This window comes from Allobosea sp. (genome assembly GCF_030695125.1).
Taxonomy (GTDB): domain Bacteria; phylum Pseudomonadota; class Alphaproteobacteria; order Rhizobiales; family Beijerinckiaceae; genus Allobosea.
Genome location: NZ_JAUYTP010000029.1, coordinates 186384 through 211384, shown reverse-complemented (window position 1 = coordinate 211384; position 25001 = coordinate 186384). Strand labels below are relative to the sequence as shown.

The 25001-nt window shown below is 67.7% G+C and carries 25 protein-coding genes, 1 tRNA gene and 1 riboswitch; of the genes, 12 read left to right on the top strand and 14 right to left on the bottom strand.

Annotated elements, in window-relative coordinates:
- The first annotated feature begins 70 nt into the window (after positions 1 to 70).
- The 5 genes from Q8S38_RS09420 to denD are packed head-to-tail and all read left to right on the top strand — an operon-like array spanning position 71 to position 3727.
- Positions 71 to 910 (top strand): isocitrate lyase/PEP mutase family protein, encoded by an 840-nt coding sequence (locus tag Q8S38_RS09420; RefSeq protein ID WP_305680159.1) that lies wholly within the window; start codon positions 71 to 73, stop codon positions 908 to 910.
- The gene (locus Q8S38_RS09415; RefSeq protein ID WP_305680158.1) at positions 907 to 1233 is read left to right on the top strand and encodes a hypothetical protein; all 327 of its coding nucleotides are present in this window, start codon (positions 907 to 909) and stop codon (positions 1231 to 1233) included. The genes Q8S38_RS09420 and Q8S38_RS09415 overlap by 4 nt, the downstream gene beginning before the upstream one ends.
- Positions 1230 to 1928, top strand: a complete 699-nt coding sequence (locus tag Q8S38_RS09410) for a GNAT family N-acetyltransferase (RefSeq protein WP_305680157.1) — start codon at positions 1230 to 1232, stop codon at positions 1926 to 1928. The genes Q8S38_RS09415 and Q8S38_RS09410 overlap by 4 nt, the downstream gene beginning before the upstream one ends.
- A 37-nt stretch (positions 1929 to 1965) precedes the next feature.
- A complete protein-coding gene (locus Q8S38_RS09405) occupies positions 1966 to 2712 on the top strand; it encodes an SDR family oxidoreductase (protein ID WP_305680156.1) in 747 nt (248 codons plus the stop codon).
- A 31-nt stretch (positions 2713 to 2743) separates the two neighbouring features.
- Positions 2744 to 3727 (top strand): D-erythronate dehydrogenase, encoded by a 984-nt coding sequence (denD, locus tag Q8S38_RS09400; protein WP_305680155.1) that lies wholly within the window; start codon positions 2744 to 2746, stop codon positions 3725 to 3727.
- 96 nt (positions 3728 to 3823) lie between these two features.
- Here denD and Q8S38_RS09395 read toward each other — a convergent pair whose 3' ends face one another.
- From Q8S38_RS09395 to rplU, 3 genes are all read right to left on the bottom strand, one after another.
- Positions 3824 to 4477 carry a GNAT family N-acetyltransferase gene (locus Q8S38_RS09395; protein ID WP_305680154.1) on the bottom strand — a complete coding sequence of 218 codons (654 nt, stop codon included), beginning with the start codon at positions 4475 to 4477 and terminating at the stop codon, positions 3824 to 3826.
- A 155-nt stretch (positions 4478 to 4632) separates the two neighbouring features.
- A complete protein-coding gene (gene rpmA / locus Q8S38_RS09390) occupies positions 4633 to 4899 on the bottom strand; it encodes a 50S ribosomal protein L27 (RefSeq protein ID WP_305680153.1) in 267 nt (88 codons plus the stop codon).
- A 100-nt stretch (positions 4900 to 4999) separates the two neighbouring features.
- The gene (gene rplU / locus Q8S38_RS09385; RefSeq protein ID WP_305680152.1) at positions 5000 to 5692 is read right to left on the bottom strand and encodes a 50S ribosomal protein L21; all 693 of its coding nucleotides are present in this window, start codon (positions 5690 to 5692) and stop codon (positions 5000 to 5002) included.
- A gap of 341 nt (positions 5693 to 6033) precedes the next feature.
- On the opposite strand from rplU, the gene Q8S38_RS09380 reads away from it, so the two are divergent.
- Positions 6034 to 6123: transfer RNA gene (locus Q8S38_RS09380), tRNA-Ser, on the top strand.
- A 143-nt stretch (positions 6124 to 6266) separates the two neighbouring features.
- On the opposite strand, the gene Q8S38_RS09375 is transcribed toward Q8S38_RS09380, so the two are convergent.
- Complete coding sequence (locus Q8S38_RS09375) at positions 6267 to 7403, bottom strand: MlaD family protein (RefSeq protein ID WP_305680151.1); 1137 nt, start codon at positions 7401 to 7403, stop codon at positions 6267 to 6269.
- 218 nt (positions 7404 to 7621) lie between these two features.
- The gene (locus Q8S38_RS09370) at positions 7622 to 7894 is read right to left on the bottom strand and encodes a hypothetical protein (protein ID WP_305680150.1); all 273 of its coding nucleotides are present in this window, start codon (positions 7892 to 7894) and stop codon (positions 7622 to 7624) included.
- A gap of 143 nt (positions 7895 to 8037) precedes the next feature.
- Positions 8038 to 8164, top strand: a riboswitch (TPP riboswitch).
- 54 nt (positions 8165 to 8218) lie between these two features.
- Between Q8S38_RS09370 and Q8S38_RS09365 the strand changes: the two genes are divergently transcribed.
- From Q8S38_RS09365 to Q8S38_RS09340, 6 genes are all read left to right on the top strand, one after another.
- On the top strand, positions 8219 to 9349 hold the full coding sequence (locus tag Q8S38_RS09365; protein WP_305680149.1) for a LuxE/PaaK family acyltransferase: 1131 nt from the start codon (positions 8219 to 8221) through the stop codon (positions 9347 to 9349).
- 4 nt (positions 9350 to 9353) lie between these two features.
- Positions 9354 to 10805 carry an acyl-CoA reductase gene (locus tag Q8S38_RS09360; protein WP_305680148.1) on the top strand — a complete coding sequence of 484 codons (1452 nt, stop codon included), beginning with the start codon at positions 9354 to 9356 and terminating at the stop codon, positions 10803 to 10805.
- Complete coding sequence (locus tag Q8S38_RS09355) at positions 10795 to 11556, top strand: ABC transporter ATP-binding protein (RefSeq protein WP_305680147.1); 762 nt, start codon at positions 10795 to 10797, stop codon at positions 11554 to 11556. The genes Q8S38_RS09360 and Q8S38_RS09355 overlap by 11 nt, the downstream gene beginning before the upstream one ends.
- On the top strand, positions 11553 to 12302 hold the full coding sequence (locus Q8S38_RS09350; protein ID WP_305680146.1) for an ABC transporter permease: 750 nt from the start codon (positions 11553 to 11555) through the stop codon (positions 12300 to 12302). The genes Q8S38_RS09355 and Q8S38_RS09350 overlap by 4 nt, the downstream gene beginning before the upstream one ends.
- A gap of 141 nt (positions 12303 to 12443) precedes the next feature.
- The gene (locus Q8S38_RS09345; RefSeq protein WP_305680145.1) at positions 12444 to 13415 is read left to right on the top strand and encodes an ABC transporter substrate-binding protein; all 972 of its coding nucleotides are present in this window, start codon (positions 12444 to 12446) and stop codon (positions 13413 to 13415) included.
- 166 nt (positions 13416 to 13581) lie between these two features.
- Positions 13582 to 14349 (top strand): SDR family oxidoreductase, encoded by a 768-nt coding sequence (locus Q8S38_RS09340; RefSeq protein WP_305680144.1) that lies wholly within the window; start codon positions 13582 to 13584, stop codon positions 14347 to 14349.
- A 166-nt stretch (positions 14350 to 14515) separates the two neighbouring features.
- Here Q8S38_RS09340 and Q8S38_RS09335 read toward each other — a convergent pair whose 3' ends face one another.
- The 9 genes from Q8S38_RS09335 to Q8S38_RS09295 all read right to left on the bottom strand — a co-directional run bounded on the left by Q8S38_RS09335 (position 14516) and on the right by Q8S38_RS09295 (position 24884).
- Complete coding sequence (locus tag Q8S38_RS09335) at positions 14516 to 16876, bottom strand: xanthine dehydrogenase family protein molybdopterin-binding subunit (RefSeq protein ID WP_305680143.1); 2361 nt, start codon at positions 16874 to 16876, stop codon at positions 14516 to 14518.
- A 165-nt stretch (positions 16877 to 17041) separates the two neighbouring features.
- On the bottom strand, positions 17042 to 17467 hold the full coding sequence (locus Q8S38_RS09330; protein ID WP_305680142.1) for a type II toxin-antitoxin system VapC family toxin: 426 nt from the start codon (positions 17465 to 17467) through the stop codon (positions 17042 to 17044).
- Positions 17464 to 17712, bottom strand: a complete 249-nt coding sequence (locus tag Q8S38_RS09325) for a FitA-like ribbon-helix-helix domain-containing protein (RefSeq protein ID WP_305680141.1) — start codon at positions 17710 to 17712, stop codon at positions 17464 to 17466. The genes Q8S38_RS09330 and Q8S38_RS09325 overlap by 4 nt, the downstream gene beginning before the upstream one ends.
- Positions 17713 to 17802: 90 nt before the next feature.
- Positions 17803 to 19431 (bottom strand): glucose-6-phosphate isomerase, encoded by a 1629-nt coding sequence (gene pgi / locus Q8S38_RS09320; protein ID WP_305680140.1) that lies wholly within the window; start codon positions 19429 to 19431, stop codon positions 17803 to 17805.
- Between the two features lie 121 nt (positions 19432 to 19552).
- Entirely contained in the window at positions 19553 to 20314 is a 762-nt protein-coding gene (locus Q8S38_RS09315; protein ID WP_305680139.1) for a transporter substrate-binding domain-containing protein, read from the bottom strand.
- 18 nt (positions 20315 to 20332) lie between these two features.
- On the bottom strand, positions 20333 to 20866 hold the full coding sequence (locus Q8S38_RS09310) for an RNA pyrophosphohydrolase (RefSeq protein WP_305680138.1): 534 nt from the start codon (positions 20864 to 20866) through the stop codon (positions 20333 to 20335).
- Positions 20863 to 22089, bottom strand: a complete 1227-nt coding sequence (locus Q8S38_RS09305) for a divergent polysaccharide deacetylase family protein (RefSeq protein ID WP_305680137.1) — start codon at positions 22087 to 22089, stop codon at positions 20863 to 20865. The genes Q8S38_RS09310 and Q8S38_RS09305 overlap by 4 nt, the downstream gene beginning before the upstream one ends.
- A 138-nt stretch (positions 22090 to 22227) precedes the next feature.
- The gene (locus Q8S38_RS09300) at positions 22228 to 23565 is read right to left on the bottom strand and encodes a S41 family peptidase (RefSeq protein ID WP_305680136.1); all 1338 of its coding nucleotides are present in this window, start codon (positions 23563 to 23565) and stop codon (positions 22228 to 22230) included.
- Positions 23565 to 24884: a murein hydrolase activator EnvC family protein gene (locus Q8S38_RS09295; protein ID WP_305680135.1), complete on the bottom strand. Its 1320-nt coding sequence runs from the start codon at positions 24882 to 24884 to the stop codon at positions 23565 to 23567. Before Q8S38_RS09295 ends, Q8S38_RS09300 begins: the two co-directional genes overlap by 1 nt.
- Positions 24885 to 25001: the final 117 nt, after the last annotated feature.

Genomic DNA, 25001 nt, shown 5'->3' with positions numbered 1-25001 from the left:
GGCTGACAAAAGCAGACGGCGCGGACACTATGCAGCGCCTGCCGAGTCCACCGATCTGAAACGATTGAAAATGGCTTACGCCTCGCGGATCACCGCTTTCCGCCAACTCCACGAGGCCGGCTGCTTCGTTATGCCCAATCCGTGGGATGTCGGCTCGGCGCGCTGGCTGCGGGGGCAGGGCTTCAGGGCGCTGGCCTCGACCAGCGCGGGCTTCGCCTTCACGCAGGGGCGCGCCGACCAGGACGTCCCGCGCGACATGATGCTGGCGCATCTGGCCGAGCTGGTCGCTGCCGTGCCCGATCTTCCGGTCAATGCCGATTTCGAGAACGGCTATGCCGACATGCCCGACGATGTCGCCGCCAATGTGAAGCTCTGCGTCGCGACCGGCGTCGCCGGGCTGTCGATCGAGGACGCGACCGGGCGCCAAGACGAACCGCTCTATCCGTTCGACCTCGCAGTCGAGCGCATCAGGGCGGCACGCAAGGCGATCGACGAAACCGGCTCGGGAGTCATGCTGACGGCGCGGGCGGAGGCGTTTCTGACCGGCCACCCCGACCCGCTGCCGGAGGTCACGCGCCGCATCGCGGCCTTTGCGGAAGCCGGCGCTGACGTTCTTTATGCGCCCTGGGTCCGCACGCCCGAGGAGATCAGCGCGATCGTTGCGGCGGCCGCCGGCCGGCCGGTCAATGTCGTCGTTTTTGCCGATTTCGGCCTGCGCGTGAGCGATTTTGCCGCGCTCGGCGTCAGGCGGCTCTCGACGGGTGGCGCATCCGCGCGATCGGCTTGGGCCGGCTTCATCGAGTCGACCCGGCTCATCAAAGATGAGGGCAGCTTCGCGGGCTTCCTCGGCAACGCCGGCACGGCGCCGCTCGAACCGTTCTTCCGCGACGATCTGAAGGCGCGTTCGTGAGCGGGACGCTGCTGATCGCGCCGGCCTGGCTCGGCCTGAGCGGGCTCTGGAGCCTCGACGCCAAGGGGCGGCGCAAAGCCGTCGATGCCGAGGATCTCGACCTGTCCGAGGACCTAGCCGACCGGCTGGAAGCCTGGATGGATGAGTTCGACGCGATCTATGACGAGGATGACGCGGCCCGTTCGCGTTTTCCCGGCCCGGCCGAACAGCAGGCCTGGGAAGCCGAGGGGGCGGCCATTGCCCGCGCCGTTGCAGCGGAACTCGGTCCCGACTGGACGGTCTCGACCGATCTGACCGGCTGGCAGGAGATGCCCAAACCATGACGATCGAGACCATCCCGGCGAGCAATCCGCCTCTCGAAGGCTGGGTCGCGCCCCCGTTTCCGCCCGCGCGCGTGCTCGAAGGGCGCTATTGCCGGCTCGAGCCGATCGATCCGGAGCGCCATCTCGACAACATCTGGGCGGTGAATGCCGGCCATGATCACATCTGGCAATGGATGCCGGCCGATCCGCCGCAAACGCGCGAGGCCTATCGCGAATTGCTGGCGATGATGGTGTCGAAGGCGGGCATCGTGCCCTTCGCCATCATCGACAAGGCCGACGGCAGGCCCAAGGGGCATCTCTGGCTGATGGAGATCCGGCCCGAGCATGGCGTCTTCGAGGTCGGCTACATCACCTATTCGCCGGAGCTGCAGCGGACCCGCGTTGCCACCGAGGCGATCCATCTCTGCGGCGGCTATGGTTTCTCGCTCGGCTACCGGCGCTTCGAGTGGAAGTGCAACAATCTCAACGAGCCGTCCAAGCGCGCTGCGCTGCGCTTCGGCTTCCAGTATGAGGGCCTCTTCCGCCAGCACATGGTGGTCAAGGGCAGGAACCGCGACACCGCCTGGTTCTCGATCCTCGACAGCGAATGGCCGACCGTGAACGCCGCCTTCGAGGCCTGGCTCGATCCGGCCAATTTCGATTCCGACGGGCACCAGAGGGCGCGTCTGGAGAGCTTCAGGACCCACCGGGTCTGACTTACCCAACCAAGAAACGCAAAGGCGAGGGCACATCATGGCAGGACGTTTGAAGGGCAAGGTCGCGGTCGTCACCGCAGCCGGCCAGGGCATCGGGCGGGCGATCGCGGAGGCCTTCGTGGCCGAGGGCGCCACCGTCTGGGCGACCGACAAGGACGTCGCGCTGCTCGAGGGCATTCCCAAGGCGAAGAAGCGCAAGCTCGATGTGCTCTCGACCAAGGCCGTGATGGGCTTCGCCGAGAAGGTCGGGACGATCGACATCCTCGTGAACGCAGCCGGCTTCGTTCATCATGGCACGGTGCTCGATACCGACGAGAAGGCCATGACCTTCTCATGGGATCTCAATGTCGTTTCGATGCACAGGACGATCCAGGCTTTCCTGCCAGGCATGCTAGCCACGGGCGCGGGCTCGATCGTCAATATCGCCTCGGGCGCGGGCTCGGTGCGCGGCATCCCGAACCGCTACGCCTATGGCACGACAAAGGCTGCCGTCATCGGCCTGACCAAGGCGGTCGCGGCCGACTACATCAAGAAGGGCATCCGCTCCAACGCGATCTGCCCCGGCACGATCCAGTCGCCCTCGCTCGACCAGCGCATCAAGGACCTGGCCACGGCGAACAAGACCACGGAAGCCGCCGCCCGCCAGGCCTTCATCGATCGGCAGGCGATGGGTCGGCTCGGCACGGCGCAGGAGATCGCATGGCTCGCGGTCTATCTGGCCTCCGATGAGGCGAGCTACACCACCGGACAGATCCATCTCGCCGATGGCGGCTTCGCTCTCTGAGCGCACAAGAACAACAAAAGGGAGGAAGCCCATGCATATTCTCGTTCTCGGTGGGGCCGGCATGGCCGGCCGCAAATTCATCGAGCGTCTCGCTCGCGACGGCGCTCTCGGGGCTAAGCCCATCACCAAGGTGACGGCGCAGGACGTCGTCGCGGCACAGGCGCCTAACGGCGCGGCCTTCACGTTCGAAGCCATCGTCTCGGATCTCTCGGTGCCGGGGGAGGCGGAGAAGCTGATCGCCTCGCGGCCTGAGATCATCGTGCATCTGGCGGCGGTCGTCTCGGGCGAGGCCGAGGCCGATTTCGAGAAGGGCTACACGATCAATCTCGACGGGACGCGCTTCCTGTTCGAGGCGATCCGCCTGACCGGCGACGGCTACAAGCCGCGGGTGGTCTTCACCTCCTCGGTCGCCGTGTTCGGTGCGCCCTTCCACGACAAGATCGGCGACGAGTTCTTCACGACGCCGCTGACCAGCTACGGCACGCAGAAGGCGATCTGCGAATTGCTGCTGTCGGACTATTCGCGCCGCGGCTTCTTCGACGGGCTCAGCATCCGCTTCCCGACGATCTGCGTGCGGCCCGGCAGCCCCAACAAGGCGGCGTCCGGCTTCTTCTCCAACATCATCCGCGAGCCGCTGAACGGCATCGATGCGGTGCTGCCCGTGTCGGACCAGGTCCGCCATTGGCACGCCTCGCCGCGCTCGGCCGTCAACTTCCTGCTCCATGCCGCGACCATGGACCTGGCGACTGTGGGCCCCCGCCGCGCGCTGAACATGCCGGGCTATTCCTGCACGGTGGCGGAGCAGATCGAGGCGCTGCGCAAGGTCGCCGGAGACGGCGTCGTGGCGCGCATCAAGCGCGTGCCCGACCCGGTGATCGACAAGATCGTGGAGGGCTGGCCGCGCAATTTCGACCCGCAGCGGGCGATCGCGCTCGGCTTCAAGGCCGAGTCGAGCTTCGACGAGATCATCCGCATCCACATTGAGGACGAGTTGGGCGGGACGTTCGTGAAGTAGGCAGAACTGGCCGTCATGCTCGGGCTTGACCCGAGCATCTCCGGCTAGAGATTCTCGGGTCGGCGCGAGCGCCGCCCGAGAATGACGCGCATGGTTTCACGCCGGGCAGGGCTCGCCCGGGATATCGACCGTCGCGAGCGGCTCGTTGTCCGGCGCGTGCGCCCAGCCGCTGGCGCCCCAGCTCTTCAGCGCCGCCCAGGTCGAGCGGTCGAGCCGGAACTGCTCGCAGGGGAACAGCCCGCCGCGCGCCGGCAGCGACTTCAGGAACGAGCCCTCGGCCCGGAAGCCCGACTTCTCCAGGACCCGCCGCGAGGCCGGGTTGATGACGCGCGTATCGGCCTCGATGGCCGGCATCTCGACGAGCGAGAACAGCGTGTCGATCAAGGCCTGCACGGCCTCGGTCGCATAGCCCTTGCCCCAGTGCGGGGTGCCCAGCCAGTAGCCGATGAAGGGCACGCCCGTGGCCTGGCGATGGGCGCCGATCATGCCGATCAGTTCGTTGGGCTTCGCCCGCGGCGTGACCGCCAGCACGAGATGCTCGCCCAGCGCATTGCCCTTGCGCATCGCGAAGATGAAGGGCTCGACCGCATCGACCGGATAGGGATGCGGAATCGAGGCCGTCATCTCGGCCACGGCTTTCTCCCCCGCCTGACGCAGGATGGCGGAGGCGTCCGCCATGCGCGGCCAGCGCAGCCAGAGACGGCGGGTCTCGAGCCGAAAGACATCATCGCGGGTCAATTCGGGGAACATCTGAGTCTCTCCGTCGGCGCAAACGAAAAAAGGGAGCTGGGACTTGTCCCATCTCCCTTTCGCTGACCTTGGGTGACCCCTGAGAAGGGACTAGACCCCTGATCCGTTCCGGTTCGATGGAACCGGCGGATCGAGGAGTGTCCCTATCCGCCGTCTTATTCTGCGGCCTCTTGGGCCGGGACTACGTTCACGAAAGCTCGGCCGAGTTTGGTCGTGAATCGGACGCGACCGGTCGTCGTCGCAAACAGGGTGTGGTCTTTGCCCATGCCGACATTGGCGCCGGGATGCCAGGTGGTCCCACGCTGCCGAATGATGATGTTACCCGGAATCACGGACTGGTCGCCGAACTTCTTGACGCCCAGGCGCCTGCCTGCGGAGTCGCGACCGTTGCGGGATGAACCGCCTGCCTTTTTATGAGCCATAACGCCCTACCTCAAAACTGATGTGTGTTCTCTAACCCGAATCGGCGGCAAAAGCCAGCCGGTCCGGGCAGCGAAAGCGAAGTCGACCTGACGGGTGGCGTCAGTAGTCCTCGCCGGAAGCCTGTTCGGCCTGGTCGGCCTTGGCGCGCGGGGGCTTGCCGGCCAGCAGTTCCTGGGCCTGAACGACCCATTCCTCGCGGGTGGCGCGGCCACGGAGCTTGAGCTCCTCGTCCCACTTGGCGACATCGGCCTCGCTCCAGGACGCGATGTCGTTCCAGGAGGTGATGCCGGCGGCGCGCAGCTTCTTCTCGATGGTCGGGCCGACGCCCGAGATCAGCGAGAGGTTGGAGGCGTCGATGGCGCCGGCCTCGGCCTTGGCGGCCTTCGGAGCCTTCGCGGCGGGCTTGCCCTTGGTCTCGGTCGAGCCGGCCTGCAGCGCGGCGGCCGAGGCGTCACCCTTCTTCATCTCCGGCTTCTTGCCGCCGGTGAGAATGTCGGTGATGCGGATGACCGTCAGCTCGGCGCGGAAGCCGCGCTTGCGCTTGGAATTCTGGCGGCGACGCTTCTTGAAGGCGATGACCTTGTCGCCGCGGGCCTGCTCGACGATCTCGGCGGCAACCGTGATCTCGGAAAGGGCCTTGGCGTCGAGCGTGGTCTTGTCGCCATCGGTGAGCATCAGCACGGTGCCGAAGGCGACGGTGTCGCCCGGGTTGCCCTCGATCTTGGCGGTGGTGATGCGGTCGTTGGCGGCAACGCGGAATTGCTTTCCGCCGGTCTTGATGACTGCGAACATTTTATCCTCCATGTTCGGCCCTGCCCTGTCATGACCTCCGGGGAGGCCGATGCGGGACAGCTTTTTGGCAGTCGTTACGGGTCAGGGTTCGCTCTTGCCGGCTCCGGCCCGCATCTGCGGAGCCATGGGGCCAAAAGAGATCGGGCGCGGGTTTCCCCACGCCGGACGTCGCTCGATAGGCGCAAAGGGGGTGCCGGGTCAAGGGCAGGCGCGGCGTGGCATGCTGGAAAGCGTTCGCGCGCCTGGAAATATGACGGCCCCACGACTTGTTGCAGCCGGAAGACTTGTTTTGGCCGGACGGCGCGTGTAGTAACCCGCCTGCTTCGACCGAAGGCGACCGCGGACAGGTGGCAGAGTGGTTGAATGCACCGCACTCGAAATGCGGCATACCCGCAAGGGTATCGGGGGTTCAAATCCCTCCCTGTCCGCCACTTCCTCCTTCAGCCGTCTTTCTGCATTCCGCAGGCGTGACCGCCGAAGCACACGGATCGTCTTTCAAAAACTCGATTAACCGCCAGCAGCGATTGTCCTGCCAGCGCGCCCAGGGGGAGACTGCGGTCTGAGGCGGTGCTGATCAGCGAGATCCGCCAAAAGGCGGGACGGTCGGCTTGGTGCTGAAGATCAGCTGCTGCGGGTCCTGCTCGATTCCCTGCAAGGTGCGGCCGAATCCCGTCAGCGCGCGACGGCCTGTGTCGATGAAGGGCTCGAGGCCGCGCAACCCGCCCCTGGTGAGGCGGACGATCTCTGCCGTGATGTCCGCTGAACTCCTGTCGAGGGTGTCGGCCAGGACCCGGATGTTCCTCGCGGCTTCGCTGGCGTCCGAGAAGGCGTTGCGGCCGTTCTGGCCGGCCGCAGTGTTGAGAAAGGCCTGAGCGCCCTTCAGCACGCCGTCGACCTGGTCGGCGGCCCGGTTGAGCCGGCCCGTGATCGAGCCGACATCCTTCAACCCCTGGCTCACGGCGCCGCTGGCGTCTCCCAGGGTCGCCGTCAGCGTCCCGGCGCTGGCGACGGCCGACGCGATCGCCGCGCGATCGAGCGAGCGGATCGTCTGGGTGATGTCCTCGCTGAACGTGCCGAGCTTCTGGGTGACGGGCGCGATCACGTCGGCAACCCCGCCGATGTTCTGCATCAGGCTGGCGATGCCGTCCGCATTGCCGCTGAGGGCGATCGAGAACTGTTCCGCGCTGCGGATTCGGTCGCCGATCGCCGTCTCGTTTTCCTTGACCATCGCCTCGATGCCGCCCAGCGCCTCCTCGGCCCGCTTGGCGACGGTCCGCACCGTCTCAAGAAAGCCTTCCGTTGGTTCCGCCGTGATCGTCGCGAGCGACTGGCCGGGCTCTGCCTTCAGGACGGCCGCATCCGGGGCGCCCCCCAGAAGCTGAACTGCGACGACACCGGCGAGCCCCTGCGCCTCGATCCGCGCGCGGGTGTCGACACGCAGCGGCGTCGATCGATCGACCGTGATGACCGCATAGATCTGTCGCGGATCGCCGGGATGAAGCGCAAGCCGCGTGACCTCGCCGACGCGCAGCCCGTTGAACAGTACGCTGGAGCCGCGGCCGAGGCCTGTGATCTTGTCATTGAAAATAAGACGGACGTCCATTTTTCTGGCGCCGCCGCCGCTGCTGAACCAGTAGACGAAGCCAAACAGCGCAGCCAGGACCGCCAGCGTGAACAACCCGACCAGCGCATGACTTGCTCGCGATTGCATGGGGCTGGCTGATTTCCATTGCTGGGTCGACAGGGCAGGCCCGCCCATGCCTGATCGATCGGCAGACGGCCGTGAAGGGTTATCGCCAGCGCTCGGGAATTGCCACTCTCTTTGGTGTCCCAGACCGCATGAGCAAGCCTTCGCACCGATTGTCGCCGGTGCTGGCGAAGCCTGCAAACCACCGTCGCAACCGGTGCCACGCAGGGGCGCCTGTCGTGTCAGACCTTCGGCGGCAAAGAGCCACGGTCGAAGACGGGCACCGTTTCGATCGGGCCCTCGGGGCGCTGGCCCGTGGGAATGTCCTCGGCGGCGTGGCGGACCGCCTCTTCCATCTCGGTCAGCCCATCGGCCGTGTCATTGGCGTCGCTGCCTTCGTCATGAACATTGGTCCGGAGGCTGACCCGATGGGTCGATGCCGCGACTTCGGCTTCCGTGACGCGGCTGCCGTCGTCGGCGATGTCAATGGCGGGGCTGTCTTTGACGGTTTCCATGGTCGATCCTTCGTTTCGAGCGTTGCAGGGTTTGAACGCGCATCCGGCCGCGAAGGTTTCGCCCGGCCGCATCGCCCATGAGGGAGGGAGGTGGCCCGCGACGGGCTTTCTTGACATCGCTCTCCCTCCCCCGTCATGTTGCCGGCTGTTCCAAGGGGTGCCCCGCGAGGGGGCTGAGATTCCGCCGGTCGGGCCGAAAGCCCGACGACGCGGTGACCCTCCGAACCTGATCCGGGTCATGCCGGCGTAGGGATGCGGGACATCGGGCGCGGCCATGCGCGCCCCTTATCCAGGCGCGCGCCGTCAATCCGGATCTCCGGTCCCATGCAGGGCATCGTGCCCGACCATGCGGGCCCGAGGGAAGGCGTGGCGGACGTGACGGAAGCACAGATCATCGAAGCCCTGCTCGGTTTCATCGACCGGGGCGAGGCGACGGAGGCCGCGTTCGAGGAGATGGCGCTGTCCGTCTTCGCCTATCAGTTTGCGAACAACCAGCCCTATCGGCGTTTTGCCATCCAGCGCAGCCGCACGACGCTGACCGTGCGCCACTGGCGCGACATTCCCGCCGTCCCGATCACCGCCTTCAAGGATCTGACGCTGAGCTGCACCGCGCCGGAGCAGGCGCAAGCCGTCTTCATGACCAGCGGCACGACCCAGGGCGGCATCCGCGGCAAGAGCCACCATCCGACGCTGGTTGTCTGGGACCGCTCGATGCTGGTGAATTTCCGGCAGCGCTTCATGCAAGGCCGCGAGCGGATCGCGATGGGCATCCTCTTCCCCGACGAGGCGGCGATGCCGAACTCCTCGCTGGCGCATTACCTCGCTTTGGCCAAGCAAGAATGCGGGACGCCCGACAGCGAGGGTTTCATCGGGGCCGAGGGCCTCGACCTCGCCCGGCTGATCGCGGCGCTGGAGCGCGCGCAAGCCTCGGGCGAGCCTTATGCGCTGCTGGGCGCCAGCTATTCCTTCGTCCATCTGCTCGACGCGCTGGCGGCGGCGGGGCGGCGTTTCGCCTTGCCGGAAGGCAGCCGCATCCTCGACACCGGCGGCTTCAAGGGCCAGTCGCGCGAGATGGGGGCGGATGCCTTCTATGACGCCTTGTCGACCACGCTCGGCGTGCCGCGCGCGGCCTGCATCAATATGTACGGTATGACCGAGCTCAGCACGCAGTTCTACGATGACGGCAATGCGGTCTGCCCGCCGGTGAAATCGGGGCCGCACTGGGTCCGCAGCCGCGTGGTCGATCCGGTCACCGGGCGCGATCTGCCCGAGGGCGCGACCGGCGTACTGGTGCATCACGACCTCGCCCATTTCAACTGCGTCTCGGCGATCCTGACCGAGGATGCGGGAATCATGACAGAGGGCGGCTTCAAGCTGCTCGGCCGCGTCGACGGCGCCGATTCGAAGGGCTGTTCGCTGGCGGTGGCCGAGTTCCTTCGGGCGGCACGAGGCTGACGCGGTGATCGAGCGAGCCGGGCATCTGCCGGCATTGGCGGTCGGCGAGGTCGAATGGCGAGAGCTTGATTTCGCCGCCTGGGGCGAAAGCGTGCAGGTGTCCGTGCCGGTGCTCGGCGCGGCCCAGGCGCGCGCACTGGCGGAGCATGTGCGCGAGAATGCGCGCGCCTATCTCAAGACGCTGCCGGTCGCGCAGATCGTCGCGACCATCGACAAGGCCATCGCGCGGCTGCTCGACCGGGACGATCCCTGGCGGCGAAAGGCGGATGCGATCCTGCCGATCGTCACCGGTTATGACCGTGAGACGGTGCGGCTGGGACTGTCGGGCTATCTGCGGACTTTCCGGGCCCCGCAATTGCAGCGCTTTCTCGCCGAGGACTTCGCCCATCCCGGCATCCTCGACGCGTTCCAGCCGGCGATGAAGGGCGGTTTCACGCGGGCCTACGGTCCCGAACTGCTGCTGCATATCTGGGCCGGCAATGTGCCGGGGCTGTCGCTCTGGAGCCTGATCTCGGGCCTGCTGGTCAAGGCCGGGACCATCGGCAAGGTCGCGAGCGGCGAGCCGCTGCTGGCCGGCTGGTTCGCGCAGATCCTCGCCGAGATCGACCCGAAGCTCGGCGAGTGCCTGGCGATCGTCTGGTGGCAGGGTGGCGACGTCGAAAGCGAAGGCATCTGGCTCGCCGAAGCGGACACGATCGTCGCCTATGGCGGCAACGAGGCGTTGACGGCGATCCGCGACCGCGCGCCGGTGACCGCGCGGTTCCTGCCGCATGGCCACAAGATCGGCTTCGGGGCGATCTCGGCTGCCGCGCTCGACACGCGCCGGGCCGGGCCGCTGGCGCGCCTCGTCGCCCATGATGTGATCCGATACGAACAGCAGGGCTGCTATTCGCCGCAGATGCTCTTCGTCGCGCGCGGGGGCCGCGTCTCGCCGCGCGAGTTTGCCGAGCTGGTCTCGCAGGAGCTGGCGCGGTTTGCGCACACGCATCCGCGCCGGGCGCTTTCGGTGGCGGAAGCTTCCGGCGTTTCCGCCTGGCGCAGTACGGAGGAGATGCGCGCTTTCGATGCGCCCGGGCGCGTCGTGCTCGGGGATGCGGGCGATCCCTGGAGTGTCGTTTGCGTTGAGACGGCGGAGGCTCTGGCTCCGAGCGCCTTGTACCGTACCCTCAAGGTCGTGGCCGTGGACAGTCTGGACGACGTCGTCCCGCTGGTCGCGCCCTTCCGGCCTTTCCTCCAGAGCGCGGCGGTGGCGGCGCCTCCGCGAGAGCTGTTTGCAATCGCGGAACGGCTCGGCGCGGCCGGTGTGACCCGGATCTGCGCCTTCGGCCAGATGACCGCGCCGGAGGCGGGCTGGCACAATGACGGGCGGTTCAACCTGCTCGACCTCGTGACGATCACCGAGATCGAGAGCACGGCCGAACACGCGGCCGACGGTTTTGCTGGCTATGTCGACTGAGCCGGCAACCAAACCCTTCGTCGCCATTGAGGCGGTGCATTTCGGCTATGGCGAAGAGGCCACCGTCGATCGCATCGATTGGGCCATCCCGCGCGGCGCCTTCCATTGCCTCGTCGGCCGCAGCGGTTGCGGCAAGACCACATTGCTCAAGCTGGCGGCCGGGCTGCTGCTGCCGCAGGAGGGCTGCGTGCGCATCGGCGGGGCGGTCCTGACGGGGCCCGGAGAACGGATCGGCTTCGTCTTCCAGCAGCCGACGCTGCTGGACTGGCTTAGCGTCCTCGACAATGTGCTGCTGCCGCTCTCGCTCAAGCGTGGCCTGCGGAGCGAGGATCGCGAGAAGGCCCACGCGCTGCTCGACCTCGTTTCGCTCGGTGATTACGCACAGCGGTATCCGTGGCAGCTGTCTGGCGGGCAGCAGAGCCGGGTCGCGGTGGCGCGGGCGCTGATCACGGAGCCCGACCTGCTCCTGCTCGACGAGCCTTTCGCCGCGCTCGATGCGCTGACGCGGGAGGAGCTGCAGGACGACCTGCTGGCGCTCTGTGCGCATCACGCCACGACGGTCCTGTTCGTCACCCACGACATCGGGGAGGCGGTCTATCTGGCCGACCGGGTCGCGATCATGGCGGCGGGGCGGTTGCACCACGAGATGGCAGTCGACTTGCCGCGTCCGCGGGGACGCGAACTGCGCTACGGCCAGCCCTTCAATGCGCTTTGCCGGGAGCTGCGGCGGGCGATGGACGCCGCGTCATGAAGGCGCGTCTCGCCTCGGCCCTGTTGCTGGTGGTGCTGCTCGGCGCGTGGGAGGCGTGGTGCCGGCTCGGCAACGTGCCGGCGCTGATCGTGCCCGCGCCATCGGCCGTCTTCGCGACGCTGTGGGGCGAGATCGCCAGCGGCCGGCTGTTCCCGCATCTGGCGATCACCGCCACCGAGATGACGCTGGGGCTGGCGCTCGGCAGCCTGATCGGGCTCGGCGCCGGCATCCTGCTTGCGGAGGCCGATTTTTTGAGACGGCTGCTGCACCCCTACATCGTCGCCAGCCAGGTCGTGCCCAAGCTCGCTCTCGGGCCGCTCTTTATCATCTGGTTCGGCTTCGGCCTGACGCCGACGGTGGTGATCACCGCGCTGATCTGCTTTTTCCCGTTGATGGAAAACACGCTGACGGGGCTTTCCCGGGTCGATCCGTCCAGGCGCGAATTGTTTCGCATGCTGGGCGCCTGCCGCGCTCAGACGCTGCTGCGGCTGAAGCTGCCGAGTGCGCTGCCGGTGATCCTCGCGGGGTTTCGCGTCGCGGTGGTGCTGGCGCTGGTCGGGGCCGTGGTCGGCGAGTTCATCGGCGGGCGGGCCGGGCTCGGCGCCTCGATCATCGCCGCGCAGAGCGTGATGGATTCCAGCCTGATGTTTGCGCTGTTCATCGTGATCACGCTGCTCGGCATGGCCTTCTACCAGGCGGCGCTTCTCCTCGAACGGCTGCTGCTGCGCCATCATCTGAAAGGGTAAGTCATGATTGCCAATGGTCGGTTCGACCTCTCGCATGTCCTCCGGAAGGGGCTCGTCATCCTGGCCGGAGCGAAGCGGAGGGCCGGGATCCATCAGTCGTTGCCCTCCGATGGATCCCGGGACGCCCTGCGGGCGCCCGGGATGACGGCGCGGGTGGTGGCCGGTGTCGCGGCAAGCCTGTTTGCGATGTCGTCCGCCCAAGCCCAGCCGCTCGACAAGGTCACGGTCGCGGGCTGGAGCCAGCCGATCAGCGAGATCACCAACCTGCTGGCCGAGCCGGACAAGGGCTTCTTCAAGGCGAAGGGTATCGATCTTGGCTATGTGCCCGGCTCCGGCGGCGGCTCGGCGATCCAGAACATGCTGACCGGCCAGGCCGACATCGCCTTCACGGACCCGGCCGCGCTTTATCTCGCGCTCGACAAGGGCGAGAAGCTGGTCGCGATCTACAACATCTATCCGCAGAACGTCTTCAACGTGGTCGCGCCGAAGGCCAAGGGCATCCGCACGGCCGCCGACCTGAAGGGCAAGCGCATCGGCGTCTATTCGCTGTCGAGCGGCACGCGCCAGAACCTGCAGGTGCTGCTGCACCAGGTCGGGCTCACCGAAAAAGACGTCACGGTCGAGGTCACCGGCCTGCTCAACTTCGCGCCGCTGATCCAGGGGCAGGTCGATGCCACGGCCGCCACCGATACAGGCCTGCTGGTCGCCAAGATGAAGGGCCTGCCCGAGGTCGACGTCATCGAGGTGAAGGACCATCTCAACCTGCCCAGCGACATCTTCGTGGTGACGCAGGCGACCTATGAGGCCAAGAAGCCGCTGCTGAAGCGCTTCCTCGCCGCCTATCGCGACAGCGCCGCCTGGATGATCGCCAAGCCGGAAGAGGCGGCCAAGATCGCGGTGACGCGCGCCATCAACGGCCGCGACGAGGCGCTCAACCTTGAGATCATCAAGCTGCGCAACATCTCGACGGTGTCGCCGACGACCACCGCCAAAGGGCTCGGCCATTTCGATCCGGAGCTGATGCAGAAGGGCGCGGATACCTTCCACAAGCTCGGGCTGATCGGAAAGCCGCTCGACATGGGCGCGGTCGTGAAGTCGGATCTGATCCCGTGAGGGCTCTGTCTCCCCTTAAACGCGTCGTCGTCCCGGGCGGAGCGCAGCGCAGACCCGGGACCCATTCCGGAACGCTTCAGGCATGGATCCCGGGTCTCCCTTCGGTCGCCCGGGATGACGTGGTGTTTTTCATGCGGGGTTTGCGAATGCTGGGCGGACAGACATCATGAAATTCCGCGACAGGACGATCCTCGTCACCGGGGCGAGCCGGGGTATCGGCGCGGCCATCGCCAAAGCCTTCGCCGCCGAGGGCGGGCTCGTCTTCGTGAACTACCGCAGCAGTGAGGCGGCGGCTGAGGCGGTGGTCGAGGCCTGTCGGGCGGCAGGCGGGCAAGCGGTCGCGATCGCCGCCGACGTCACCGACCCGGAGGCGGTCGAGGCGATGGTCGCGCGCATCGCCGAGGAGGCCGGCAGGCTCGACGTGGTCGTCAACAACGCCTTTGCGCCTTACGTCTTCGACCCCGACAACCGGGTGCGCTTCTGGGAGACGCCGTGGGCTTCCTATCAAGCGCAAATCGATGGCGCGCTGAAGGCGACCTACACCGTCTGCCAGGCGGTGCTGCCGCTGATGCGCCAGCGCGGGCGGGGGGCGATCGTCAACATGGCGACCGACCTCGTGGCGCGGCCGAGCATCGCCTATCACGACTACACCACGGCCAAGGCCGCGCTGATCGGCTTCAGCCGCAATCTCGCGACGGAGCTCGGGCCGCTCGGTATCCGCGTCAACTGCGTCGCGCCGGGGCTGGTCTGGCCGACCGATGCCAGCCGGGGAACGCGCGAGGCGGTCAAGGACATGCTGATCGCGCAGACGCCGCTGGGGCGCATCGCGACGCCCGACGACGTCACCGGACCGGTGCTGTTCCTTGCCTCCGACTGGAGCGGCTTTGTCACCGGCCAGACACTGCATGTCGATGGCGGGTTGGTGATGGCGTGAGGCTGTTCTGAATTCGCTTGGACCCACCTGTCATCCCGGACAAGCTGCGAAGCAGCGCCGATCCGGGATCCATTCCTGACCCGTTCCGGAATGGATCCAGGGTCTCCGCTTCGCTGCGCCCGGGATGACGGCGCGCAGATTGATCGGGGCAGCGCTTTGGAGGGGCTCAAGGTTTTGTGGCGGCCGCAACCCGCGCATCCCGGATCGCGCGCCAGACCTTCGCCGGCGTGGCGGGCATGTCGACATGCGTCACGCCGAGCGGGCGCAGCGCGTCGAGCACCGCGTTCATCACCGTCTGCGGCGCGCCGATGCAGCCGGCCTGGCCGGAGCCCTTGACGCCGAGCGGGTTCGCCTTTGTGGGAACCTCGACCATGCTGAGATCGAAGAACGGAATGTCGTCGGCGCGCGGCATGGCGTAATCCATGAAGGTCGCGCTCAATAGCTGGCCGGAATCGGGATCGTAGATCGCCTCCTCCAGCAGGGCCTGACCGATGCCCTGCGCCAGACCACCATGAACCTGGGATTCCGTCAGCAGCGGATTGACCAGCGTGCCGTAATCATCGACCGCGACATAACGTTCGAGCGAGATCGCGCCGGTTTCGGGGTCGATCTCGACCTCGGCGACCTGGGCGCCATTGGGAAAGGTGATGATGTCGCAGACATTGTCGCCATGGCTTTCGAGGCCTGAGCCGGCGCCGTCGCGCCAATGGCGGTCGATTGCGAAGAGGTCGATCTCGCGCGGCAGGCCGTCGGGGCCGGCGGCGGCCCGGAATCGGCCGTTCTCGAAGACGAGGCCGTCGGCTGCCACCTGGAGCAACTGCGCCGCGATGGGCTTCGCCTTCGCGATCAGATCGTCGGCCGCCATCACCAACGCGGTGCCGCCGAGATGCAGCGAGCGGGCGCCGCCATGGCCGCCGCCGCGGGGCACGCGCGTCGTGTCGGCCTGCACGAGGTTGAAGGTCTCGACCGGCAGTCCAAGTTTTGCTGCCGCGACCTGCGCGAAGGAGGTCTCGTGTCCCTGGCCGTTGGATTGCGTGCCGACCGCCATGTCGATCGTGCCGTCCTGGCGCACCCGCAGCCAGGCTTCCTCATTGGGCTGTCCGCGCGAGGTTTCGAGGAAGCAGCCGATGCCGAAGCCGCGCAGTTTGCCGCGCTTTTTGGCCGCCCGTTTGCGCGCGGCGAAGCCCGCCCGGTCGGCCGCTTCGAGCACCGCGTCGAGGTTCTCCGCGAAGGTGCCGCAGTCGATCGTGGTGCCGAAGGCGGAGCGATAGGGGAAGGCGCGGATGAAGTTGCGCCGGCGCAGTTCCGCGGGGTCGATGCGGAGCTTATGAGCGGCCTCGTCGATCAGCCGCTCGATCAGGTAGTTGGCCTCGGGCTTGCCGGCGCCGCGATAGGCGTCGATCGGCGCGGTGTTGGTGAAGACGCCGCGGACATCCATGCTCATCGCCGGGATATCGTAGAGCCCGCCCATGGCGGCCGAGGGCGCATTGGTCGAACTGCCGGGGCCGAGCGAGGAGACATAGGCGCCGAGATTGGCGATCGTCTCGACTTCGAGTGCGAGGATGCGGCCGCGGCTGTCGAGCGCCAGCCGCGCGGTGCTGAGATTGTCGCGGCTGTGGACGCCGCCGGTGAACTCCTCGATCCGCTCGGCGCTCCAGCGCACCGGCTGGCCATGCCGACGGGCGGCCCAGAGCACCAGCGCATATTCCGGATAGGTGACGTTCTTCATGCCGAAGCCGCCGCCGACATCGGGGCTGGAGAGCTGGATCCTGTCGAGCGGCAGCCCGAAGACGCCCTGCGCCAGCTCCTGCCGGATGGCGTGGACCGAGGCGCCGCTGAGTTCGAGATGATAGACGCTTGAGTTTGGGTCGAAACGGCCGATCGCGATGCGCGGTTCGAGCGCGGCCGCGACGATGCGGTTGTTGACGAGGTCGCAGCTGACGACATGCGCCGCTTTGGCGAAAGCCCTCGCGACGGCGTCCTTGTCGCCGCGGCGGAAGCGGAAGGCGAGGTTGCCAGGAGCCTCCGGCCAGAGCTGGGGAGCCTCGGGCGCTACAGCGCTACGCAGGTCGGTGACGGCGGGCAGGATGTCGTACTCGACGGCGATCTGCTCGCAGGCTTCGCGGGCCAGGGCCGGCGTGTCGGCGACGACGAAGGCGACGGGCTCGCCGACATGGCGGACGGTTCCCTGCGCCAGCGGCAGGCGCGGCGGCACGATCAGCGGCTCGACGGTGGCGACCGTGATCGAGGTCGGCAGCGGGCCGAGCCCGTCGAGATCGGCCGCCGTATAGACGCCGCGCACGCCGTGCAGGGCAGCGGCGGCGCTCGTGTCGATCGAGACGATCGCGGCATGGGCGTGGGGCGAGCGCAGAACGGCGGCACAGAGCTGCCCGTTGAGCGCGCTGTCGTCGAGATAGTCGCCCCGGCCGGTCAGGAAGCGCTCATCCTCGCGGCGACGCAGCGAGCGGGGGTCATTGGGGGCTGACGGGAGCCCGGGGCAATCCAAAGCGGTCAGGCCGTCACTCATATCGATCCAGTCTCACCTAAGGGCCTCGCGTGATGTCGTTGCCGAAGCAAACACGGGTGAACCCGCTTCACTGGCCCAGCATTGGTGCATAGCGCATGCCGATGTCTGCGGGCAGCACAGACCATGACAGATCGCTGCGAAGGCCGGCTGGCCCGAGTTGAACCGTTATGTCGTGAGCTGCCACGGATTGAGGATCGTCAGGCCGATGCCGGCAAAATCGGCCACGTTGCGCGTGGCCAGGGCGGCGCCCCGCGACAGCGCGATCGCTGCGATCTGGGCATCGAACTGGCTGATCGGGCGGCCCGCCTGTCGCCGAACGACGGCGATATGCGCATAGATTTCGGCCGCCTGTGGGCCGAAGGACAGGACGCGATCCTCAAAATCCTCCGTGAAGATTGGCCGGATCGCCGCTTCAAGCTCGGTTCGGCGTTTTCCGTCCGGGAGAAGGCGAAGTCCATAAAGGATCTCCGCCTGCGTGATCGCTGTCGTGAAAATCGACGCCGGCGGCTGTGCGGTCAGCCATGCCTCGACCGAGGCGTCAGGCGCCGGGGTCAGCAATTCCGATACCACATTGGTGTCGAGGACGATCATTCTCCCAGATCGACCGGTTCACGCATGGGTTCGCGGCGCGGCAGGTCCAGCGTCACCCCACCCGTCTGCGACAGGCGCGCGCGGATCATTGCGGCGATGTTGCGAGCGGAGGGCCTTTCGGTCGAAAGCGCGGCGCGCAGGATGTCGCGGGCCTCGTCTTCCATGGAGCGACCATGCGACGCCGCACGCATCCGCAGGCGTGTCTTCAGTTGGTCATCGATATTGCGGATCGTCATGCTCGCCATGGCCGCGCTCCGTCATCACTGATGGCAAATTAAGCAGTGATGGCATGTGACGCAAGCGCCGGGCCTGTTTGACCTGCCACGCGGCGCGTCTCAGCCCTTGCCCGTCAGATATCCCGCCAGACCCGCCGTCGAGGAATCATGGGTGTCAGCGGAGGCCTTGCCCTCGATCACCGGCAAGAGTGCGGTGGCGAGTTCCTTGCCGAGTTCGACGCCCCATTGGTCGAAGGCATTGATGCCCCAGATCGCCGCCTCGACGAAGACGCGGTGCTCGTAGAGCGCGATGAGGCGGCCGAGCGTGAAGGGGTCGAGCTTGCGGTAGGCGATCGTCACCGAGGGGCGGTTGCCGGGGAAGACCTTGTGCGGCGCCAGCGCGGCGATGGTGTCGGGCGCCATGCCCTGCTTCGCCAGGACCTCGCGCGCCTCGTCCAGCGTGCGGCCCTTCATCAGCGCCTCGCTCTGGGCCAGGCAGTTGGCCAGCAGGAGACGGTGGTGCTGGGCGAGATCTGGCTCATGGCTTTCCGCCGCGACCAGGAACTCGCAGGGCACGGTGTCCGTGCCCTGGTGGAGAAGCTGATAGAAGGCGTGCTGGCCGTTGGTGCCGGGCTCGCCCCAGACCAGGGGGCCGGTGGGCCGCGTCACGGGCGAGCCGTCCTTGCGGACGCGCTTGCCGTTCGATTCCATGTCGAGTTGCTGGAGATAGGCTGGCAGGCGCAACAGGCGCTGTTCGTAAGGCAGGACCGCGCGGGCGGAATAGCCGCAGATATCGCGATGCCATATCCCGACCAGGCCGAGCAGGACGGGGAGGTTGGCCTCCGGCGGCGCGGTGCGGAAATGCTCGTCCATGGCGTGTGCGCCGGCGAGGAAGGCGCGGAAATGCTCCGGGCCGATCGCGATCATCACCGGCAGGCCGATGGCCGACCAGACCGAGTAGCGGCCGCCGACCCAGTCCCAGAAACCGAAGATGCGGTCGGCCGCGATGCCGAAGGCGCCGACCTTGTCGAGCGCGGTCGAGACCGCGGCGAAATGCGAGGCGACGGCGGCTTCCCCCAACGCGCCGGCGATCCAGCGCCGGGCGGTGGCGGCATTGGTCATGGTCTCGACGGTGGTGAAGGTCTTGGAGGCGACGATGACCAGCGTGCGCGCCGGATCGAGCTTCGCCAGCGTATCGGCAATATGGGCGCCGTCGACATTGGAGACGTAATGCAGGCGCGGGCCGTCATGATAAGGCGCCAGCGCCAGCGTCACCATGACGGGGCCGAGATCGGAGCCGCCGATGCCGATATTGATGACGTCGGTGAAGGGTGCGCCATCGGCGGCGGCGATCGCGCCGCTGCGGATGCCGTCTGCGAAGGTGGCGAGCTTGTCCAGCGTGGCCTGGATCTCCGGCATGACGTCGGCGCCGTCGACGATGACCTTGTGGCCTGCGGGGGCGCGGAGCGCGGTGTGGAGCACGGCGCGGTTTTCGGTGGTGTTGATCGGCTTGCCCGCAAACATCGCGTCGCGCTGACCTGCGACGTCGGCGGCCTGCGCCAGCTTCAGCAGCAGCGCGCGCGTTTCGGCCGTCATCGCGGTCTTGGCGTAGTCGAGCAGCAGGTCGTCGAGCCGGGCGGAGAACCCGGTGAAGCGCGCGCGGTCCTGCGCGAAGAGCGTCCGCAGATGGTGCCCGCGCGTGGCTTCGCGATGATCGGCCAGCGCCGCCCAAATCTCGTCCTGCACCATGAAGCTCCTGTTCGATCGATCGGCCCGCTCTGCGGCCGCCTCGGCAACCCGTGAGACGACCGGCGGGTTCCGCAAGGGCGGGCCGGAAGGTGGGCCGCGAGGGGCCGGTAATCAACCCCGCTCAGCCTTCCGCGACTCGCAGATCGGGGACGGCGTGCTTGCGGATCAGATCGCCGACGAAGCCCGTGGTCCTGGCGCGTTCGACAAAGCGCGTGAGCCAGGCGACGGCCTCTTGCGTCTCGGCATCGTCCTTGCGGACGATACCGATCGCCTGCTGCACGGCCATGAAGCGGCCGTCGAGGATGCGGGAGCCTTGCAGGCGGGCGGCATCCGGGACCAATCCCGCGCGCAGGCCGGCGAGCGCTTCGAGGCCCCGATCGCGAAAATCGGCGAAGGTCTCGTCCATCGTGGCGGTGCGGACGAGTTCGGCGCGGTGGATGTTGCGGTCGAGCCAGAGGCCATAGGCGGTCTTGGCGGTCACCGCGATGCGCACACCCGGCGCGTCGACCTCGGCGATCTTGGTCAGTGCCGAGCCCGCCGGCACCAGATAGGTCGCCTCGATTTCGACATAGGCCGGCGTGAAGGCGATGGTCTCAGCCCGCTGGGGCTCGGCGCCGATCAGGCCGATATCCCACTCGTCGCGCTGCGCGGCATCGGCCAGCAGAGCCGGGGAGGCATAGGGGACGAGACGCAGGCCCACGCCGAGCCTGTCTGCGATCGCGCGCGCCATGTCGGGCGAGACGCCGGCCGGGCCGCCGTCATCCGTCCGGGCCGAGACCAGCAGGAAATTGGACAGGTTGATGCCGGCGCGCAGCGTGCCGCCGGGCGCGAGGCGCTCCCGCCAGGCGGGCGAGACCGGCCCGAGAGCGTCGTCAAACTGCATGGCCATGTCCTCAGCGCGTCAGGCGCCAGCGGGGGCGGCAAACGGCGCAAACAGCGCCGCCACCTCGCGATAGACGCCCTGCTTGAACGGGATGATCAGGGACGGCGTCGCGTCCAGCCGTTCCCAGCGCCAGGCGTCGAACTCGGCCTTGTGGCCGCCGGCCGGCTTTTCGATGTCGATCTCGCTGTCGGGGCCGGTCAGCCGGAAGGCGAACCATTTCTGCGCCTGGCCGCGCCAGCGACCCTTCCAGGCCTCCTTGCCGATATCGACGGGCAGATCATAGGCGAGCCAGCCCGGCGCCTCGGCCAGGAGGGCGACCGAGGTGACGTTGGTCTCCTCCTGCAATTCGCGCGTGGCCGCCTGCAACGGAGCCTCGCCCTTGTCGATCCCGCCCTGGGGCATCTGCCATTCATGGCCGGGCGCGACGTGTTCGCGAAGGGACTGGTTGGCGCGCCGGCCGATGAAGACGAGGCCCTGCGCATTGAACAGGGCCAGCCCGACGCAGGGGCGATAGCCTTCCGGCGGGGCCTGCGTCATCATGGCTGTCGTCATCTCAGGGATCCGGTCGTCTTCGGGCTGCGCAGGCCGCGGGCCGCGCTCATCGGCACGAGCATCAGGCCCTTGGCTTCCAGCGTTTGCGCCCAGCGTGAGATCCGCTCGATCGAGACCGGGAGCGCGCTGGCGCTGATCACCGCGACGCCCTGGTCGCGCGCCATCGCCTCGATGGCCGCCAGTTCCTTGTCGATCGCATCGGGGCGCGCCACCGTGTCGACGACTCGGTCGATCTTCATCGCCGGGATTTGCGCGCGGGCTGCGGAGGCTGCGAGCAGGCTGCGCGCCGACGAGCCGTCATCAACGACCATCAGCCCGCGGCCCGCCAGTTCGCGCAGGATCGGCGAGAGCGCGGCCTCGTCCGAGGTCAGGCGCCCGCCGAGGAAATTGACGATGCCGACATAGCCGGTGAAACGGCCCATCGCCCAGTGCAGCCGATCGATGTTGTCAGCTGATTTGGGCCCGGTCAGGAGCGTGTGGGGGCCGGGGTCGCTGTCGGGGTAGTCGAAGGGTTCCATCGGGAGCTGAAGGAAGACCTCGTGGCCCTCGCTGCGCGCACGCTGGACCGTCCGCTCCAGCTCGGCACCATAGGGGGCGAAGGCCAGAGAGACGGGGCCGGGCAGCTTGGTGATGGCGTCGGCCGTGCCGGTCGGGCTGATGCCGAGACCACCGACGAGGATGGCGATGCGGCCCGCGATCTTCCCGGAGTGCGCCGGTCCGATCGGCCGCGCATAGATCTGGGCGGCGGTCGCGCCGTCGGGGCCGATCTTCGGCAGCAGGCCGAAGCGCGTGCGCTCGACCAGCCGGCTGTCGGGCGCCGGCGCGAGTTTCACCGCCGCGGAGTCGTCGGGGATGGTGATGACGATGGAGCCCGGCGCCTCCGAGCCCGGCCGCACGACCGTGACGCCCGATGCGGTCTCGAGCTGGCGTGCGCTGGACTGCGACCGCGCCGTCTGAGCCGGATCGGGTTGGACGTTGCCCGGCGACGGTGCCGTGGCGGGCAATGGCGCCGGCGCGGCGCGCTTCTCGATCCGGGCTGTGGTCATCGGCTCGCCGCCATCGGGATCGCGACGGATCGCGACGACGAGCAGAACCGAGGCCCAGACGAGGCCGACGACACCGGCGCACACAAAAGCCAGCCAGCGGCCCCATGGCTTGCCAGGGGGCTTGGCGATGTCCTGGCCGAGCGGCCGGTTGAGCTCAGTGAGCGGCGTTCCGGCCAAGCGAAGCCGTCCTCAAGCTTACGAAACGGGCCCGAATCAGCGACCCGCAAGGCGAGACACTGTCAGATTTCGGTTCGATCAGACAGCCTTTCGCGTCGTCTTCGCGATCATGCTCGTATTGCGCTGCCCTCGCCCGCCTCAGTTCGGCTTGAGCGCTTCGGTCGAAGGCGCCGCCGGAGCGGCTGCGTCCTTCTTGACGCCGCGGATCTGGTTCAGCGCCGCGATCAGCTGCGTGTCCTTGGTCGGGTCGGCGGGCACATAGGAGGCCGAGCCGGACTGCTCGTCCTTGCCGTCACCGGCCTTGAGGTGCCCCTTCAGAGCGGCCTCGCCCTTGTTTTCCGCCAGCTTGTCCTTGAGCTCCGCCGGGATCTCCTGGACGACCTCGACATCGGGCGTGATGCCCTTGGCCTGGATCGAGTTGCCCGAGGGCGTGTAGTAGCGCGCGGTGGTCAGGCGCAGGCCGCCATTGCCGGCGAGCGGGATGACGGTCTGGACCGAGCCCTTGCCGAAGGAGCGCGTGCCCATCACGGTCGCGCGCTTGTGGTCCTGCAGGGCGCCGGCGACGATTTCGGCGGCGGAGGCCGAGGAGCCGTTGATCAGCACCACGACCGGCTTGCCCTTGGTGAGGTCGCCCGCCTTGGCGTTGAAGACCTGCGTCTCCTCGGCGTTGCGGCCGCGGGTCGAGACGATCTTGCCGCGATCCAGGAAGGCGTCCGAGACCAGCACCGACTGGTCGAGACGACCGCCGCGGTTGTTGCGGAGGTCGATGACGTAGCCTTTGACCTTGTCGATGCCGATATCGGCGTTGACCTTGTCGATCGCCTTGCGCAGGCCTTCATAGGTCTGCTCGCTGAAGGTGCCGATGCGGATATAGCCGATATCGGCCTCGACGCGCTCCTCGACGGCGGGCACGACGATGGTCGTGCGCGTCAGGGTGAATTCGAGCGGCTCCGGCTTGCCCGGGCGATCGACCTTGAGCTTGACCTGCGTGTTGATGATGCCGCGCATCTTCTCGACCGCCTGGGTCAGGGACAGGCCCTTCACCTCGGTGCCGTCGATCTGGCTGATGATGTCGTTGGCGAGGATGCCGGCCTTGAAGGCGGGCGTGTCGCGGATCGGCTTGGCGACCTTGAGGACGCCGTCATCCATCGTCACCTCGATGCCCAGCCCGCCGAACTGGCCGCGCATGTCGGTGTCCATGTCGCGGAAGGACTTGGCGTCGAGATAGGACGAATGCGGATCGAGCGAGGAGACCATGCCGTTGATCGCGGCCTCGATCAGCTTCTGCTCGTCGGGCTTCTCGACATAGTCGGTGCGGATCTTCTCGAAGATGTCACCGAAGAGGTTCAGGCTGCGATAGACCTCGGCCGAGGCCGCGACCGCGCTGGTGGAGGTCAGCAGGCGCGTCTGCGTGACCATGCCGGTCAGGCCCGCACCGAGGACGGCTCCGGCGAAAACGAGAGAAACCTTGCGCATCATCCGCGAACCTTTTCGCCAAGCGGTTTCGTCCACCACGGCGCCGGATCGACCGACACGCCGTCTTTTCTGAATTCGATATACAAAACCGGCTGGCCGGTTCCCGAACCCACGATCGTCGCGGCAGCTTCCGACGTTTCGCCCATAACCGCAACCGGTTCTCCCGCGAGGACGAACTGATTCAGCGCGACGTCGATCCGCTGCATGCCGGCGAGAAGCATATAGTACCCCCCGCCCGCGTTCAGGATCAAGAGTTGCCCAAACGAGCGGAACGGACCCGCGTAAACCACCCAAGCGTCCGAAGGCGCCGAAACTAGGGCGCCGGGTCGCGTCTCCAGCGAAATTCCGCGGGTTGTGCCGCCCGCGCCGTCGGACGCGCCAAAACCACGCAATTGTGAACCGGCCACCGGCAGCGGCAACAGGCCGCGCGCTTCGGCAAACGCGATCTTGGGCGCCAGCCGGGCCGGGTCCTTGAAGGCCAGCGCCGCCATGCGCTGGCGCTGCTCGCGGGTCTCGGCCTCGAGCGCCTCGCGGGCCGCGTCGGCGGCGCGGTTGGCGACCGAGATCTCCTTTTCCATGCGTTCGACGAAGTCGCGCAGGCTGCGGGCCTGGGCGGCGAGGTCGCCGTCCTGGCCGCGCTGCGCATCGGCGTCGCTTGCGGCGCTGGCCTCGCGCTGGCGGCGCGCCTCGACGAGCGAAGCGATGCGCTGGCGCTCGCCGGCGAGTTGCTCCAGTTCGGCGGTCAGGGCCTTGCGTTCTTTGGCGATGGCCTCGCGCAGCCGGACGAGTTCGCCGAGATCGGTGCCCAGCACCTCGATTTCATGACGCAGGTCGGGGACGACGGCACCCAGCAGCATCGAGGCCCGTACGGCCTCCAGAATGTCCTCGGGGCGCACCAGAACGGCCGGCGGCGGCCGGCGGCCGATGCGCTGCAACGCCGCCAGAACCTCTGCGATCAGGCCGCGCCGGCTCTCGAGCGAGCGGCGGATGGCGCTCTCGCTCGACTGCTGCAGGGAGAGTCGCTGTTCCAGCGCGCTGGCGCGCTGCTCGGCGCCCTGCGCGCGGGCGGTGGTGTCGAGCAGGGCCTTGTTGAGGGCGGCGCGGTCGGCCCGGATTGCGGCGATCTCGGCCTCGAGCCTGGCGCGCGCCGCGGCATTGCCGGCCAGCCGCTCCTCGATGGCCTTGAGTTCGGCCTCCCGGGCCTGTTTTTCGACGAGCTTCTGCATCGCCTCCCGGGTGAGCGCGTCAGGGTCGGGCGGCTGTGGCTGGGCGGCCAGTGGCATGACGGTCAGCAAGAGCCACAACGCCGACAGGCACATGCGCACTCTCGCCCCCCGCTTGCGGTGAGGAGGGTTGGGGTGGGAGGCCTTGCCGCTCGGCGAGACGATCACGGGTTGCGTGCGTACTTTGCGGCTCCCCATCCCCAACCCTTCCCC